Raw genomic sequence first — 15617 nt, 5'->3', positions numbered from 1 at the left:
TCCTTTATCGGTAACGGATGCGCGGATCCACCGCTGCGTACAGTAAATCCACAATCAGATTAATAACGACGAACAGAAAAGCAATAATCAGGATACCGGATTGAATGACCGGATAATCACGCGAGCTGATTGCCTCGTAGATGTACCGCCCTACGCCCGGCCAGGCGAAGATTGTTTCGGTCAGAACCGCGCCGCCAAGCAGCGCGCCTGTTTGCAGGCCGATGACCGTCAGCACGGGAATAAAGGCATTTTTCAACGCATGCTTATACACGACGATGAATTGCGACAAGCCTTTGGCTTTGGCCGTTCGAACGAAATCCGAGTTCATGACTTCGAGCATGCTGGATCGCGTCATCCGGGCAATGACCGCCATCGGAATCGTACCCAGCGCCACGCTTGGCAAAATCAAATGCTTGCATACCGTCCATAACTGATCCCAGCGCCCCGCGATGAGACTGTCGATCAGATAGAGATTGGTGACAGCTTCCACAGGATCCCGTTGATTCATGCGCCCGATCGAAGGCAGCCAATGGAGCTTGAGTGAGAAGATCCACTGTTCCATCAGCCCCAGCCAGAAGATCGGCATCGATACCCCAATGAGCGCGATCAGCATACAGATGTAATCGAACCAAGAGTTCTGCTTCCAGGCACTGATAATGCCGGCGTTCACACCGAAGAAAATCGCAAACGCCATGGCTGCCACGGTTAATTCCGCTGTTGCCGCCAGATACGGAGTGATCTCCTGGGTAATCGGCACTCTCGTGCGAATCGATTGCCCCAGGTCACCTTTCAGCAAATCCCCCATGTACGCGAAATACTGCTGATACCACGGATTATTCAGGCCCAACTGCTCGCGAAGCGCCTCTTTGGACTGCTCGGTCGCTTTCTGCCCCAGAATCGTTTCCGCGGGATCACCGGGAATCGCATGAATAATGGAAAATACGATAATCGTCATGCCGATCAGGACAGGAACCATGATGAGTATTCGTTTCAAAACATAAGCTTTCAAGATGAGGTTCACCTGCCAGAGGCGTTAAGATACCGCCTGTTATTCGAAATAGATATTGCTGTAGTACTCCGTACCTGTTGGCGCCGGAACATAACCTTTCAGATTTGCTTTCGCTGCCAGGAGCGGTGTCGTATGCACGAGCGGAATCCATGGTGCGTCGGCTTTGATAATTTCTTGAGCTTGTTTATACAATTCTTCGCGTTTCGATTGCTCGGTTTCTTTTTGCGCAGCAACCAGCAATTCATGCAGCTCGTCATTTGCATAGTAGCTGTAGTTGTTGGACGGAATCGCGTCTTTGTCCAGCAACGTGTACAGGAAGTTGTCAGGGTCACCGTTATCGCCGGTCCAGCCGAGCATGTACAGATCGTCTTTCTCGCCTGCTTGCGCATCGTCCAGATAAGTGGCCCATTCCGGAGACTCGATGACAACCTTCACGCCAACGACTTCGAAGTTCTGTTGAATGACTTCGGCAACTTTCTTGCCGTCTGGCATGTAAGGACGGGATACTGGCATGGCGTAGAAGACATATTCCCCTGGCAGGCCATTCGGATAACCTGCTTCCGCCAGCAACGATTTTGCTTTTTCCGGATCGAATTCGTAATCAGCAATGCTGTCATTGTAGCCCCACAGGGATGGCGGCATCGGGTTCTTGGCTGGTTCGGCTTGACCGGCGAAGAAAGCGTCGATGATCGCTTGCTTGTCGACCGCATAGTTCAGCGCTTGTCTTACTTTCACGTTATTAAACGGTTCCTTCTTCGTGTTGAAGCCGACATAACCAACGTTGTTGGAAGGACGTTCGATCTTTTGCAGATCCGGGTTGGCTTCCAGCGTCGCCAGATCGTCCGGGCTCAAATCTTCCATCAAATCGATTTCTCCGCTTTGCAAGGCGTTAAAGCGCGCAGAGTTGTCCGGAATCGAACGAACGATGACTTTGTTCAGCTTTGGAAGCCCTTCTTTCCAGTAGCTTGCGTTCTTTTCCAACGTGATCGAATCGTTACGTTTCCACTCTTTGAATACGAATGGGCCTGTGCCGACCGGTTCGTTCTTGAAGTTCTCCTTCTTCTCCTGGATCGCTGTCGGGCTGGCAATCCCGAAAGAGGTCATAGCCAGGTTTTGCAAGAACGGAGCTTGCGGTTGGTTTAACGTCATTTCTACCGTGCTTGGGTCAACGGCTTTCACTTCTTTGATGACGCGTTTGCCGTCCGGACCAAACATGGAATCATAATAATCGAAGGAGTCGCCTTCGAATTTGAATTCGCTGCTTGGATCTGTCCAACGGTTGAAGTTGAATACCACCGCGTCAGCGTTAAAATCAGTACCGTCATGGAACTTCACGCCTTGACGCAGCTTGAACGTGTATTTCAAACCATCGTCGGACACCGTCCAGCTCTCAGCCAGCGAGCCTTGAACCTCTGTTGTTCCTTCTTTATACTCCAGCAGGGAGTCGAATACTTGGTGCGCGATTTTCAGCGATTCGCCGTCTGTAACAATCGCCGGATCCAGGGAAGCAGAATCCCCGCCGCGACCAACAATCAAGGTGTCTTGGGCAGAATTAGCCGGAGCGTTCGCTTCCGAATTCGTCCCCGTGTTTGTTCCGCCAGTGTTGCTGCCACCGGCATTGTTTCCTCCGCAACCCGTTAAGGCAACGGCTGCGCTAAGCATCATGACTAAAACGACACTACTCCATCTCTTTGCTTTCATATTGTGGCTCCCTTCTGAAATAACGAAATATAATTTCTTGTTTATAAGAAGCCGGGCTTAGTTCCCAGCTATAAACCAAAGTAGTAGTTACGCTAAACCCGCGCTTTCTGCCGCCTTCGCGTCCGTGAACAGGTGGCAGGCCGTCAGATGGCCGTTATCCGTCTCGGCCAGCTCAGGGCGGTGCGTCCGGCAGACTTCCATCGCCATTGGACACCGGGTGTGAAACGCGCAGCCGACAGGCGCATTGGCCGGGCTAGGCACTTCACCCTGCAGGATGATCCGCTCCGACTTCTTGTCCGGATCAGGCTCCGGAACGGCGGAGAGCAACGCCTGCGTGTATGGATGTTGAGGCGCCGAATACAACTTGTGCTTATCGGCGATTTCAACGATTCGGCCGAGATACATCACCGCGACCCGGTCGCAAATATGCTTCACGACACTCAGGTCGTGGGCGATAAAGATGTACGTCAAGCCGAATTCCTCCTGCAGATCCTGAAGCAGGTTCACCACCTGCGACTGGATCGACACGTCAAGCGCCGAGACCGGTTCGTCAGCGACAATCAGCTTCGGCTGCAAAGACAATGCCCGAGCGATGCCAATCCGCTGCCGCTGTCCGCCGGAGAATTGATGCGGATATCGCTGCAAATGACTTTGCGTCAGACCCACGACATCAATCAACCGGTCGATCATAGCTTTCCGCTCCTTGGCACTCCCCACACCGTGCACAATCAACGGCTCTTCGAGGATACGCTGTACGGTGTGCCGGGGATCCAGCGATGAGAATGGATCCTGGAATACGATCTGCATATCTTTGCGTTTCTTACGCAGCGCTTCCGGAGACAATGCCGTGATATCTTCCCCTTCGAACAACACTTTCCCGCCTGTCGGTTCGATTAACCGGAGCAAGGAACGACCGGTTGTTGATTTGCCGCAGCCGCTTTCTCCCACCAGACCAAATGTTTCACCCTTTTGCACGGTAAACGAAATGTCGTCTACCGCTTTGACGAATTGCTGCGACTGGCCAAACCATCCGCTGCCGATGGGGTAGTATTTTTTCAGATGTTCTACTTGAAGTAATGGTTCACTCATACGACTTCCTCCTGTGGCGTTTCATGGAGCCAACACCGGCAGCTATGCGCCGCTTCGTATTCCTTGAGTTCCGGCAGTTGTTCCAGACAAATCGGCATCGCATGCGGACAGCGTTCGGCGAATCGGCAGCCCTTCATCTCCGTGTTTAAGATCGGTACGTTACCCGGTATGGAGAACAGGCGCTTGCGTTCTTCGTCCATGCGCGGCACGGACTTGATCAGCCCTTGGGTGTAGGGGTGCAGTGGATTTTTAAAAATATCATGGACACTGCCTTCCTCTACGACTTTACCGGCGTACATGACGGCGACCCGGTGGCACATCTCAGCAACGACCCCAAGATCGTGGGTAATCATCATCACGGCAGTACCATTCTCTTCGTTCAGGCGCCGAATCAGATCCAGGATCTGCGCCTGGATAGTCACGTCGAGCGCCGTTGTTGGTTCGTCGGCAATGAGCAGCTCCGGATTACAGGAGATCGACATCGCGATCATGACCCTCTGCCTCATCCCGCCGGACAGCTGGTGAGGATACTCATCGATGATCGCTTCCGGTCTGGGGATACCCACCTTTTTCAGCATGTCGATCGTATGCTCACGCGCTTCTTTTTTACTGAGCCCTCTGTGCAATCGAACGGTTTCCCCGATCTGCTGACCAACCGTAAACAAGGGATTCAACGACGTCATCGGCTCCTGAAAAATCATCGAGATGGAGTTGCCGCGAATCGATCGCATCTCCCGCTCCTTCATAGGGACGATATCCTGGCCTTTAAACATAATCGACCCGCTGGTGATCTTACCGGGAGGCTGTGGGATTAGCTTCAGGATCGATAAGGAGGTCACGCTCTTACCGCAGCCCGATTCTCCAACGACGCCGAGTACTTCTCCGGGATTGACATACAGGTTCACGCCATCCACCGCAGGGATTTCGCCTCGATCGGTAAAAAAGTGGGTGTGCAAATCCTCAATCTGCAAAATGGGTTGAATCATGTAACAGCCTCTTTTCCTGTAAAAATAGAATCTCGCAGTCTCGACATTGTCCGCCAACAATAGACAATTGTGCAAACGCTCTATCTCGCTGTGATTTGCTAAAGTGACAAGCTATACATCTACCTTCCTACTCTGATTAACGGGGCGGCGAACGCCGTCAAACTGTCCCTTTAGAGTGGACGAATGTATATTTGCACTCCCTCACTGCAACTAATTAAAGTCGAAATGTGCGCGAAGATGATGATCAGTGCGATATATGATAAATCACATTTTGTTGCCGTATTTTCACTAAAAGTGACGATTAATCGAACTATGGTCAATTGAAATGTTAAGTTAACTGACACAAACAAGAAAAATGTTTGTTTGATAAGTTACTTTACAGCATTTTCACAGGATAGACAATAGAAAATTTCTTAATGGAAGGTCTATGACAGCTATTCTTAAAGCGATTCAAATTTGAAGTATCGGAAACTATTGGAGTAGAATAGATGTAAACGTTATCCATTCTTACGAGAGGTGAGGTTATGAATCCAGAGACAAAGGGCATCTACGAAATCAAAGTCCGTACCATCACAGGAGAAACAACAATGCTTGCTTCTTACCGCGGCCAAGTGCTGCTGATCGTCAACACCGCCAGCGCTTGCGGATTGACACCGCATTATGCTGGACTGCAACACGTGTACAGTGAATACAAGGACCAAGGCTTCTCCGTCCTTGGATTTCCTTGTAACCAATTCGCCGAGCAAGAGCCCGGGACCGAAGCGGAGATCAAAGCTTTTTGCGAAACAAATTACCAGGTCACCTTCCCGCTCTTCGCCAAAATTGACGTAAACGGTGAGCAAACTCACCCGTTATACCGATACCTGCGTGAGCATACGCCAGATCCTTACGATACCGGTGATATCGAATGGAACTTCGTGAAGTTCCTTGTGGACCGGGAGGGAGCGATCGTCAAGCGGTACGGTGCCCGCACCGAGCCCGCGGAAATCGAGTCGGATATTCGGGATCTGTTGACTCGTCCGGCAGCAAACCACGGTGCTTAAGAACTAACCTGTATACCGCCAAAATAAAGCCGCAGGAGCAAAACGCTCCCGCGGCTTTTCAAGTTTTCTATCCTGCATCTGGCATCATCTTTTTAGCTTACGGTTATTGAACCATAGCGGCACACGGAATACCAAGTTGATCAACAGCACGACGAACACCAGTACCGCGGCTGATTTGTCAGCGATCTCCCGGGCATCCTCTACGATCGCCTCCGATTGGACGTACCAGAGATGAACCGCCAAGGTCTCTCCGGGGGAGAAGAGATTGAAATCCCACATTTCGCCCGAAGTGCTGAGCCCCGCCGTCAAAATGATCACGGCCGATTCCCCGAAAGCACGGCCCGCTACGAGACAAATGCCGGTAACGATCGCCTGCATCGCCACGGGGATGACGACCGTGCGGATCGCCTGAAAATGGGTGGTTCCCAGTGCGTAAGCCGCATTTCTAAGATCGTTTGGCACGGCACGAACGGCCTCTTCTGTCACCCGGGCCAGCATGGGTAGATTGAGGAATGCCAGGCTAACCGCCCCGCCAAGAATCGTGAGGCCGATCCCGAAATATTCCGCGAATATCGCCAAGCCCAGCATGCCGAAGACAATCGAAGGCACGGAGGACAACGATTCCACGCAAATACGCAGCACCTCTGTAAACCGATTATTGGGCGCATATTCCGCCATGTAAATGCCCGCGCCAACGCCAATCGGAATCGATATGAATAGCGAAAGGAAGAGGACATAAAAGGAATTGAACAGCATCGGACCGATACCACCGCCGGCATCGATCTCTTCCGGCAGCTTGATCAGGAAACCCCAGGAAATTTGCGGCAGCCCTTTGCTCAGGATCGTAAACAACAGCCAAGCAATCAACAGCAAGATCAGTACTCCCAATCCGTAAAAGACACCGGTGGCAGCGCGGTCCCACAGCAAAGAACGGCTAAACTTCCGTGATCTTTGAAATCCGTTCATTCGCTACACCTCTCTCTTTCTTCCGACGTAGCGGATGAGCAATATCAAGGCGAAGGAAATGAGCAGCAGCAAAAACGCCATCATATGCAAGCTATAATTCCAAGTAGACTCGAATTCCACGTTGGAGATTTGCATGACGATGTTGCTCGTCAACACCGATGCGGGTGCAAACAGCGACTTTGCCAGCTGCGGCGTATTCCCGATGACCATCACTACAGCCATCGTCTCGCCGATGGCGCGGGTCATCCCTAAAATGATAGCGGCAACGATCCCTCGTCCGGCCGCTGGCAGCACGGCTTTAAAGATCGTCTGCAACCGAGTCGAGCCCAAAGCGTAGGAAGCGTCGCGATACTTCTTTGGTACGGCCGAGATCGCATCGTCGCTGATACGGCTAATCGTTGGCAGAATCATAATTGTCAGGACCAATGCGGCGGCCAGAAGCCCATCGCCCAGCCCTTCGCCGCTCAATTCGCGGAGGAAGGGAAGCAGCACCGTCAACCCGAGATACCCGTATACAATCGAAGGGATGCCGACCAGCAAGTCCAGCAGCGGACGAATGATTTTTTTGAGCCAATTGGGAGATATCTCCGCCATCAGGATCGCCATACCTACGGAAATCGGAACCGCGATGACCATAGTCAAGGCGGTTAAGGACAGCGTGTTGATGATAAACAATGCGGCGCCGAACTGATCCTCCTCCGGCGTCCAATTGAGGGAGAAGAAAAATTCAGCCAACGAAACCTCCCCGAAGGTCAGAATCGCGGTCCTGCCGATGAAGAAAACAACCATCGCAAGTACAAGGCATAAGGCTAAAATACTGAACAGAAAATAGTTCTTGAATAACCGGTCCATCAACCGTGCCCGTTTATTCCCGGCGGTCAGGCCATGCGGGTCACGTTGGGGTTTGGATGCCGCTCCGGCGTGCGAAACGGTATGTTGAGCAGGTAAATTCACCCTGGTTCCTCCCATGCGTAAGACCAGCCCCGTAGGTGATTGGGCTGGCCGGGTTAATGCAAGCTTCCGTTTATTTCATTGCCGAAATCGGAATGAATTTCAATTTTTTCAGGGAACCTTCTTGGAACTTCTTACTTTGAACGTATTCGATAAAGGCTTTTGTCGCGCCGGTTGGTTGACCCTTCGTCATGTAATAGCCGTACGACCAAATTTTATATTTGCCATTGATGACATTCTCAACCGAGGCTTCAACTCCGTTGTGCTTCACGGCTTTGATGTCTTTCCCGCTGATATAAGTTAAATCGATGTAGCCGATCGCATTCGGCGTCGTGGCTACGGCTGTTTTCATGTCGCCGCTGGAGCCAACTTCCTTGTAGTTCTTTTCCTTCTTCACGATATCCCCGCCGCCAAGCGCTTTCGCTTGGTAGTTGACGCGTGTACCCGAGCCGAACGAGCGCGTAATCACCACGATGTCTTCGTCGTCGCCGCCAACCTCTTTCCAGTTGGTGATTTTACCAGCGAAAATCCCCTTCAATTGCTCGGTCGTCAGGTTGTCGACGCTCACGCTCTTGTTGACGATGGTAGCGAATGGAATCACCGCAACTTTATTGGCTACTTGCCCGTCGAACGCCTTAAATCCAGGAACGTCCGTGCTGGCATCCCAGTCGCAAGCGCCGATTTGCGCGATCCCCTTCTTAACCGCCTGAGGTCCAGTTACGGAGCCTTTACCGGAAGCAGCGATCTTCACTTTCGGATGCAGCTTTTGAAACTCCTTGGCGGCTTGCAAAGTCAGAGGAAGCAACGCTGTCGAGCCGTTAACCGTAATTTTGCCCTTAAGGTCATCCTTCGCCCAAGCAGAGCCCGAAATCGTTGTCGACAGCAGGACTGCCGAGGCTACCGCGACCAATGATAATTTTTTCAACCAGTTCATTCGAATAAACCCCTTCCGAATCCGATTATTTTGTCAGTTCTGTCGATTTGCCGCTTTGAACCAAGATTACCTTGCCGTCTTCGATAAGTACGATCGTTCCATTCTTCGCCAAGGCCCATTCGGAAACGGACGCCTTGGTGCTGTACATCTCCGTTTTCGCGCCGGTTGGAGCCACTTCAAACAGATGGCTGCCGTTGGCATCTTCAGCAAGAATGACCAGCTTCCCATTAACTGCGCGGCTCGATACGACGTCTACATCGGCCACCAAATTACTAATTTTAGTACCGTCTGCCGAAATGAGCTTCAGCACACTACCGTCTGTCGCCCCATCCGGATCAGCACTGATATAAGCCGCGCTGCCGTCAGACAGCAGGGAAAGATACAATTTGTTGTCCAGCTCTTTCGTCAACTGCACCGGTTTAGCGTCTTTCTTGCCCAGCTCCAGGGAGTATACTTGCGTCCCTGCTTTAGAGTAATCGATGGTCAGCGATTCCTCCGTGCCTTCTTTATCCGTTTCGGCTTTGCCGGTCACGTTAACGAAATACACCAACTTCTTCTCGTCCGGAGACACTTGTACCTCGGCTTTGTTCTCCACTTTATCCGCCAGCACTTCCGTCACTTGAGCGGTATCCAGGCTTATGTATGCGATCTTCTCCTGTTTGTCGCCTTGGATGAAATAGATTTTCTTGCCGTCTGCCGACCAGGTTAGATCCGTCTTCACCGTGGTGTCGGAGCCAAGCTTCTTCACGATACCGTTCCCTGTATTGATCAAGAACAAAGCGCCATTTTCATCCGTAAAGGCCGCTGTGCTAAGGTCAGGCGACAAGGTAGCCCCGATGAGATTCCCATTATCGGAAAAGAGTTCAGATTGCCCGTTGCTCCCCAATTTAAAGAGCTGCGCAGTTTCCGCATCGTCTTGGCTGACAATGACATTACCGGCTGCGTTGAACCATGGAGAGGAGAACTGGCCGCTCAAACGTCCCGTGCTGCGAAGCTCGCTCGTACCCGGAAGCACTTCGCCTCCCAGTGCATCAATCACTGCGGTTGGTTCTACGTAAAGCGAACCTTGTACAGATTGCGGGGCAACTGTAAACTGAGCGTTAACTCCATCAACCTGATACCCTTTGGAGCCGGCCTTTAAAGTGACCGCGTGCATTCCCTGGCTGTCGGTTACGGTCAATTCGGCACCGGATTGCTTAATGCTTGCCCCAAGTCCACGGGCCAAATCGCGAAGCGAATACAAGACTACTCTGTTAACCGAAACGGTTTTCAACGACACTTGGGCACCGTCGATAACAACGCTTTGGTTCACTACCTTCAACTGACTTACGCTAGTTTTGGCCGCGGCCGTCTTGTGGCCGGCTTCGGCTGCTGCACTTGGTGCCATCGCCGTCGTCGCTACGACCACGGAGGCCAAAATCATCCCCAATACCTTACTCGTCTTCATTCATTTCACCCTTTTATATTGGCATATGTAACTACGATTTGATTGTCGTATACTATTGTTAAATCAATTCTCGTAGATTGTAAGGTTATGTAAAAATGTAAAAAAAATTTGCTCCTTCAAATGAATCGAAAATACATGTTTTCATTTCGACAAATTTCGCTATAATCTTATTTATGACAACGACAAAAAGAACTGAACCTTTCCGTTACACCTTACAACCGCCGATTGAAGCCTCGCTTGAAATCCTATCCATCAATGGGCAGGCGTTGTCCTGCAAGCCTGCGCAAATCGACCTGATTGATATCAACAAATCAGGTTGCCAGATTCGTACCGAGCTGGATTTGCATGCGGCCTCTCACGCCATACGCATACTTCTGCATGTGCGTTTGACCGAGGAGCTACATACCTATCCTGGGGAAATTCGCTGGCAAGGCGAGCCGGACCCTCCGTACCATCATTACGGACTACACCTTGAACTTAACGACGAGAAGAAGGAGAACCTAAACATCGAGCTGAGAGGGATGGCGGCCGCCCGAAAAATCATAGTCAAATAATAAGAATCAAACCCCAACCGGTAAATCTTGGCGGGGCTTGATTCTCTTCTTGGTTCGCGTTATAATATTTCTTGCTTAGCTATTGCGGGTGTAGTTCAATGGTAGAACGCCAGCTTCCCAAGCTTGAGGCGAGGGTTCGATTCCCTTCACCCGCTCCATAATCTTTTAACCTCCAAACCCTTTGTTGCTAAAGGTTTTTTTTGATTTTTAGAGGCGGGAAAGAATTAACTGGAAAACCGAACGTTAATTTTCTGCTTTCCATACGGGGCACGCAATTAAGTGGAAATTCTACCGTTAATTTTGATAATTTCACGTTCAGACACCATTTTGAGCTAAATTAACTGTAGGATTTACCTCTAATTCATCCATTTTGCCCAAGAAAAGCGAAAATAGATGTAGAAAATACAGTTAGGTCGGGTCCGCTCCGACGAACCCCTGATGGGGTTCTCATCCCAGCCTGGGAACACAAAAACACTCTCCATTTGGAGAGTGTTTGTCGTTACGTCCCAGGAGGGATTCGAACCCCCGACCGACGGCTTAGAAGGCCGTTGCTCTATCCAGCTGAGCTACTGGGACACAAGTATGAAAAAAGGATGCGTTAATAATTATAGCGCATCCTTTTTGTTTTTTCAAAGCGCTTTTGGCAAAAAGTTGGCGTGATCTTAAGTAAGCAGTTGCTCCAGTCGGGTGGCAATCTGCTCATTGGCGAGCAGGTTCTGCAGGAACTCCTTACGTTGAGCTTCCGGCTCTGGCCATCCCCGGTCCCCGAACTGGTCTTCCGGCAATTCAGCGAACGCCTGATGCAGGCTATTGTCGTACCAGTCGATCTCCAAGTCTGCGTCGCTGCGGATCATTCGGATGATTTCATACCCGTTCCCTGTCTGGGCACGAGCCACGTAAACAAATAGATTGGGGTCGCCCACCGCCCCAGGATGCACCTGAATCACCGCGCAGGGCCGGTCTTGATGCTCGTCCATCCGCCGAAACTCAGCGTCCTTGATATAATACGTCACAGGTGATGCTCCCTTCAGGTGGAATCCAAAGAAACTACAGCTGAGCCGCGAAACCGGAACGTTCCATTTGCGCCCGAGTCTTCACCGTTCCCAGCCGGTAAATTTCACGGTACAGCGCATTCAAATGGCTATCGTAACTGCGGTTCACATCACCCTCCGGCGTATCCGGCCAAGGGTACGTGAAAGCTAGAAAGCCGCTTTCCTCCTTCTCCCCCAACTGCTCGAGCATATGGCTTAGAGTATCCGCCTCCTGGCGGGTTGCTTGAACCTCCCATTCGTACGCCGCAGCTCCAGGATCCTCCAGCAGCGAGCGCCCTTGAACAGACACGTAAAATGTCCTCTTTTCCAAGTCAACTCCTCCTTTCTATAGCTTGTATTTACCTCGCGCTTGCTGCCCTCAAGCCATAGTTTTCCATAATGGACAGACATTTTATGCCCTCGTTCGGCATAATTTGTTAATACTTTTCACCCGGTCGGCAAGCGGGGACTGTAAAGCAATGCGGAGAGGAGATAGCAAAAATGTGCGGAATAACCGGCTTTATCGAATGGAACCGGGATTTGACCAAAGAATCGGATCTGGTGTTATCCATGACGTCCTGTCTGGACAAACGAGGACCCGATGCCCAGGGAACTTGGATTTCCGGCCCGTGTGCTTTCGGACATCGGCGCCTTAGCGTCATGGACCCCGAGAATGGGGCTCAGCCGATGATTATTCATGAAGAAGATGCGGTGTTTACGATTGTATATAATGGGGAGATTTATAACGCTCCGGAACTGAAAGCAGAGCTGCAGCGGAGAGGCCGTAAGTTTCGTACCAACTGCGATACGGAGGTGCTACTGCAATCGTATATCGAGTGGGGGCCGGATTGCGTGTACCGGCTAAACGGGATTTTTGCCTTTGCGATTTGGGACAGCGTTCGCGAGCATGTCTTTTTTGCCCGGGACCGCCTCGGGGTAAAACCGCTTTTCTACAGTGAGATTGACGGCACCTTGATCTTCGGTTCCGAGCCGAAGGCGATTTTACGCCATCCGAAGGTGGAACCCGTTGTTGGACCCGAAGGTCTTGCCGAAATTTTCGTCATCGGTCCGGCTCGGACGCCCGGCCATGGCGTATATAAGGATTTGAAGGAGCTGCGTCCGGGCCACGTGATGATCTTCAGCCGCAGCGGGTTGCGCAAATACGCTTACTGGAAGCTCGAAGCCGAGCCGCATACGGACAATGCAGAAGAGACTGCAGCCACGATTCGCAAACTGCTGCAGGATACGATGGATCGCCAGCTCATCTCCGATGTGCCGGTGTGCACCTTGCTGTCCGGAGGTCTGGACTCCAGTGCGCTGACCGCGCTGGCCGTTGATTACTACAAGCGGACCGGCCAAGGGCAAGTGCATACGTATTCGATCGATTACGTCGACAACGACAAACATTTTCAGGCCCACAGCTATCAGCCCGGCGCGGATGGTCCATGGATTAAGCGTATGGTGGAGGAATTACAGACCGAGCATCACGCAATCCAATTCGATACCCCCGAGTTGGTCTCGGCTTTGCCCGATTCGACGATCGCCCGTGACCTGCCCGGGATGGCCGACGTTGACGCTTCGCTGTTGTTATTTTGCCGGGAAATCAAAAAAGGGGCGACGGTCGCCATCTCTGGCGAAGCCGCGGACGAAGTTTTCGGCGGATACCCCTGGTTTCACCGCGAAGAGCTGCTGAATTCGGGAACGTTCCCATGGTCGGTGGCGACGGGACTGCGCGCCGATTTGCTGTCACCGGAAATCCGCGAATGGATTAAACCGGAGCAATACATTGGGGATCGCTACAGCGAAGCGGTAGGGGAGACGCCGAAGTTGGAAGGGGAGACGGGGGAACGGGCCCGGATGCGGATCATGTCGTACCTGAATATCACGCGGTTCATGCCCACATTGCTCGACCGTAAGGACCGCATGAGTATGGCCGCAGGACTGGAGGTTCGCGTTCCTTATTGCGACCATCGTCTGGTGCAATACGTTTGGAACATTCCATGGGAGATCAAAACGACGGGGAACCGGGAGAAAGGGATTCTGCGCAAAGCGCTCGAAGGCATCCTGCCCGAAGACGTATTGTATCGCAAAAAAAGCCCTTACCCCAAAACGCATAATCCGAATTACCTGACTGCCGTGCGGGATCAGATGTTGAAGATTCTCGACGATCCGACCTCACCGATCCTGCCGTTGATCGATGCGGACAAAATCCGCGCAATTGCCGCATCCAAGGAATCGTCGTCCAATTTGCCGTGGTTCGGCCAGTTGATGAGCGGCCCGCAATTGTTCGCTTATTTGTCGCAGGTGAACTTCTGGCTGAGCACCTACAACGTGATAATACGCTAATCTCAAGCGCAAAAAAGCAAGCCGGATCCCGGTGGGGACTCTGGCTTGCTTTTTCTGTGCTGAATGAACTGGAAAATCCTAACCTACTTCCCGGCTTCCGTCCTGCTCAGCTTCTCTGCCAATGCCCGCAGCGCCGCGCCGCGATGGCTGACCGCCTGCTTCTCCTCCAGCGTCAGCTCGGCGTACGTCTTGTCATAGGCCGGCAGATAAAACAGCGGGTCATAACCGAACCCGCCGCCGCCCGCTGGATCGGAAGTAATCCAGCCTTCGGCCTCGCCGGAAGCCTCGATAAACTGCCCTTGAGCCGGATCGTATAAGGCCAAGTGGCAGACAAAACGCGCTGTACTCAGCAGCGGCTGTTCCGTATCCTCACCGAGGCGCTTCTTCTCCAGCTCGGCAAGCAGCTTCTCGTTATTGTCCTCGTCACTGGCGCCTTCTCCGGCATACCGTGCCGAGTAGACGCCCGGCGCGCCATCCAACTGGTCCACGCAGAGCCCGGAATCATCGGCCAGCACAGTCCGGCCGAGTGCATCACCGACCGTTTTGGCTTTCTTGCGGGCGTTCTCTGCGAACGTTGTCCCATCTTCCACAACTTCCGGGGCCTCCGGATAGTCGGCCAAGCTCTGGACCTCTTTACCAAGCGGCGCCAATGCATGGGCAAATTCCTTCACTTTCCCGGCATTGCGGGTCGCAACGATAACCACCGGTCCTTCGATCATGCTTACACCGCCGATCCGGGCTGCCTGCTGCTGATCTGCAGTGCAATGGGTCCGAGCGCTTCACGCTGCTGCTCGATCATCTCCCGAATCCCTTTCTCAGCTATCGCCAGTAAGCCATCCAATTCCGAACGGGAGAACGGATTCTCCTCACCGGTTCCTTGTACTTCAACGAATTGACCCCGCCCGGTCATGACGACGTTCATGTCCACCTTGGCTTTGGAATCCTCTTCATAATTGAGGTCCAGCAGCGTATCTTCTCCGACGATACCTACGCTGACGGATGCAAGAAAATCGGTGATCGGAAACTTCGGCAACGCATGCTTCTGAGCAATCTTGTGCATCGCCAACGCCATCGCTACGAACGCCCCGGTAATCGACGTTGTCCGCGTTCCGCCGTCTGCCTGCAGTACGTCGCAGTCGATTGTAACCGAACGTTCGCCCAGCGCTTGTAAATCAACGACCGAACGCAGCGAGCGTCCGATCAGGCGTTGGATTTCCATTGTCCGACCGCTCAACTTGCCGCGGGCGGATTCCCGCTGGTTACGCGTTTGGGTTGCACGGGGCAGCATCGAATATTCGGCCGTCACCCAGCCTTTCCCTTGGCCTTTCATAAACATCGGGACCTTCTCCTCGACGGTTGCGGTACACATCACCTTCGTATCGCCGACCTCGATGTAAACGGAACCCTCTGCGTATTTATTAATATTAACGGTTAAATTCATCGGCCGGCGATCGTCCGCCTGACGTCCGTTGCTTCTCATCATCACTGCCTCCTACGGTTTCTTGCTGTCTATATGCTTTCCCTATTCTACCAAAGTGTGGTCATAAAAGCATCTTTCCA

General features: G+C 52.2%; 15 protein-coding genes and 2 tRNA genes. 4 read left to right on the top strand and 13 right to left on the bottom strand.

Annotated elements, in window-relative coordinates; all coding sequences use genetic code 11:
* Window positions 1-4 precede the first annotated feature (4 nt).
* The 4 genes from M0651_RS16885 to M0651_RS16870 all read right to left on the bottom strand — a co-directional run bounded on the left by M0651_RS16885 (window position 5) and on the right by M0651_RS16870 (window position 4785).
* Complete coding sequence (locus M0651_RS16885) at window positions 5-1009, bottom strand: ABC transporter permease (protein WP_248552899.1); 1005 nt, start codon at window positions 1007-1009, stop codon at window positions 5-7.
* A 39-nt stretch (window positions 1010-1048) separates the two neighbouring features.
* The gene (locus M0651_RS16880; protein WP_248552898.1) at window positions 1049-2710 is read right to left on the bottom strand and encodes an ABC transporter substrate-binding protein; all 1662 of its coding nucleotides are present in this window, start codon (window positions 2708-2710) and stop codon (window positions 1049-1051) included.
* An 87-nt stretch (window positions 2711-2797) separates the two neighbouring features.
* Window positions 2798-3799 carry an ABC transporter ATP-binding protein gene (locus M0651_RS16875; RefSeq protein WP_248552897.1) on the bottom strand — a complete coding sequence of 334 codons (1002 nt, stop codon included), beginning with the start codon at window positions 3797-3799 and terminating at the stop codon, window positions 2798-2800.
* On the bottom strand, window positions 3796-4785 hold the full coding sequence (locus M0651_RS16870; RefSeq protein WP_248552896.1) for an ABC transporter ATP-binding protein: 990 nt from the start codon (window positions 4783-4785) through the stop codon (window positions 3796-3798). The genes M0651_RS16875 and M0651_RS16870 overlap by 4 nt, the downstream gene beginning before the upstream one ends.
* A gap of 524 nt (window positions 4786-5309) precedes the next feature.
* Here M0651_RS16870 and M0651_RS16865 point away from each other — a divergent pair.
* Entirely contained in the window at window positions 5310-5828 is a 519-nt protein-coding gene (locus M0651_RS16865) for a glutathione peroxidase (RefSeq protein WP_248552895.1), read from the top strand.
* Window positions 5829-5912: 84 nt separating this feature from the next.
* On the opposite strand, the gene pstA is transcribed toward M0651_RS16865, so the two are convergent.
* The 4 genes from pstA to M0651_RS16845 form a co-directional block, all read right to left on the bottom strand.
* Window positions 5913-6794 carry a phosphate ABC transporter permease PstA gene (gene pstA / locus M0651_RS16860; RefSeq protein WP_248552894.1) on the bottom strand — a complete coding sequence of 294 codons (882 nt, stop codon included), beginning with the start codon at window positions 6792-6794 and terminating at the stop codon, window positions 5913-5915.
* Window positions 6795-6797: 3 nt separating this feature from the next.
* The gene (gene pstC, locus M0651_RS16855; protein WP_248552954.1) at window positions 6798-7676 is read right to left on the bottom strand and encodes a phosphate ABC transporter permease subunit PstC; all 879 of its coding nucleotides are present in this window, start codon (window positions 7674-7676) and stop codon (window positions 6798-6800) included.
* Window positions 7677-7818: 142 nt separating this feature from the next.
* Complete coding sequence (locus M0651_RS16850; RefSeq protein ID WP_248552893.1) at window positions 7819-8679, bottom strand: phosphate ABC transporter substrate-binding protein; 861 nt, start codon at window positions 8677-8679, stop codon at window positions 7819-7821.
* A gap of 25 nt (window positions 8680-8704) precedes the next feature.
* A complete protein-coding gene (locus tag M0651_RS16845) occupies window positions 8705-10126 on the bottom strand; it encodes a stalk domain-containing protein (RefSeq protein ID WP_248552892.1) in 1422 nt (473 codons plus the stop codon).
* A gap of 173 nt (window positions 10127-10299) precedes the next feature.
* Between M0651_RS16845 and M0651_RS16840 the strand changes: the two genes are divergently transcribed.
* Together M0651_RS16840 and M0651_RS16835 are read left to right on the top strand one after the other, a co-directional pair.
* Window positions 10300-10680, top strand: coding sequence for a PilZ domain-containing protein (locus M0651_RS16840; protein ID WP_248552891.1), 381 nt, complete (start codon window positions 10300-10302; stop codon window positions 10678-10680).
* A gap of 84 nt (window positions 10681-10764) precedes the next feature.
* Window positions 10765-10838 (top strand) — tRNA-Gly (locus M0651_RS16835).
* A gap of 344 nt (window positions 10839-11182) precedes the next feature.
* On the opposite strand, the gene M0651_RS16830 is transcribed toward M0651_RS16835, so the two are convergent.
* The 3 genes from M0651_RS16830 to M0651_RS16820 form a co-directional block, all read right to left on the bottom strand.
* Window positions 11183-11256: transfer RNA gene (locus M0651_RS16830), tRNA-Arg, on the bottom strand.
* 86 nt (window positions 11257-11342) lie between these two features.
* On the bottom strand, window positions 11343-11693 hold the full coding sequence (locus M0651_RS16825) for a hypothetical protein (protein WP_248552890.1): 351 nt from the start codon (window positions 11691-11693) through the stop codon (window positions 11343-11345).
* Between the two features lie 34 nt (window positions 11694-11727).
* Complete coding sequence (locus M0651_RS16820) at window positions 11728-12042, bottom strand: hypothetical protein (protein ID WP_248552889.1); 315 nt, start codon at window positions 12040-12042, stop codon at window positions 11728-11730.
* Between the two features lie 170 nt (window positions 12043-12212).
* Here M0651_RS16820 and asnB point away from each other — a divergent pair, with 170 nt between their 5' ends.
* Window positions 12213-14057, top strand: a complete 1845-nt coding sequence (gene asnB / locus M0651_RS16815; RefSeq protein WP_248552888.1) for an asparagine synthase (glutamine-hydrolyzing) — start codon at window positions 12213-12215, stop codon at window positions 14055-14057.
* An 83-nt stretch (window positions 14058-14140) separates the two neighbouring features.
* Here the strand turns inward: asnB and M0651_RS16810 are convergent, their stop codons facing one another.
* Both M0651_RS16810 and rph read right to left on the bottom strand, forming a co-directional pair.
* Window positions 14141-14776, bottom strand: coding sequence for an XTP/dITP diphosphatase (locus tag M0651_RS16810; protein WP_248552887.1), 636 nt, complete (start codon window positions 14774-14776; stop codon window positions 14141-14143).
* Between the two features lie 2 nt (window positions 14777-14778).
* Complete coding sequence (rph, locus tag M0651_RS16805; protein ID WP_248552886.1) at window positions 14779-15537, bottom strand: ribonuclease PH; 759 nt, start codon at window positions 15535-15537, stop codon at window positions 14779-14781.
* Window positions 15538-15617: the final 80 nt, after the last annotated feature.

It is taken from the genome of Paenibacillus mellifer (genome assembly GCF_023195895.1).
GTDB classification, from domain to species: Bacteria; Bacillota; Bacilli; order Paenibacillales; family Paenibacillaceae; genus Fontibacillus; species Fontibacillus mellifer.
Note: the sequence above shows the minus strand (reverse complement) of the source record. Positions and strands in the feature narration are given on the sequence as shown.

What these genes read in the sequence shown, in the direction of transcription:
- M0651_RS16880 (WP_248552898.1), bottom strand. Translation starts at nt 2,710, where the DNA reads ATGAAAGCAAAGAGATGGAGTAGTGTCGTTTTAGTCATGATGCTTAGC.
- M0651_RS16875 (WP_248552897.1), bottom strand. Translation starts at nt 3,799, where the DNA reads ATGAGTGAACCATTACTTCAAGTAGAACATCTGAAAAAATACTACCCC.
- M0651_RS16870 (WP_248552896.1), bottom strand. Translation starts at nt 4,785, where the DNA reads ATGATTCAACCCATTTTGCAGATTGAGGATTTGCACACCCACTTTTTT.
- M0651_RS16865 (WP_248552895.1), top strand. Translation starts at nt 5,310, where the DNA reads ATGAATCCAGAGACAAAGGGCATCTACGAAATCAAAGTCCGTACCATC.
- pstA (WP_248552894.1), bottom strand. Translation starts at nt 6,794, where the DNA reads ATGAACGGATTTCAAAGATCACGGAAGTTTAGCCGTTCTTTGCTGTGG.
- M0651_RS16850 (WP_248552893.1), bottom strand. Translation starts at nt 8,679, where the DNA reads ATGAACTGGTTGAAAAAATTATCATTGGTCGCGGTAGCCTCGGCAGTC.
- M0651_RS16845 (WP_248552892.1), bottom strand. Translation starts at nt 10,126, where the DNA reads ATGAAGACGAGTAAGGTATTGGGGATGATTTTGGCCTCCGTGGTCGTA.
- M0651_RS16840 (WP_248552891.1), top strand. Translation starts at nt 10,300, where the DNA reads ATGACAACGACAAAAAGAACTGAACCTTTCCGTTACACCTTACAACCG.
- asnB (WP_248552888.1), top strand. Translation starts at nt 12,213, where the DNA reads ATGTGCGGAATAACCGGCTTTATCGAATGGAACCGGGATTTGACCAAA.
- M0651_RS16810 (WP_248552887.1), bottom strand. Translation starts at nt 14,776, where the DNA reads ATGATCGAAGGACCGGTGGTTATCGTTGCGACCCGCAATGCCGGGAAA.
- rph (WP_248552886.1), bottom strand. Translation starts at nt 15,537, where the DNA reads ATGAGAAGCAACGGACGTCAGGCGGACGATCGCCGGCCGATGAATTTA.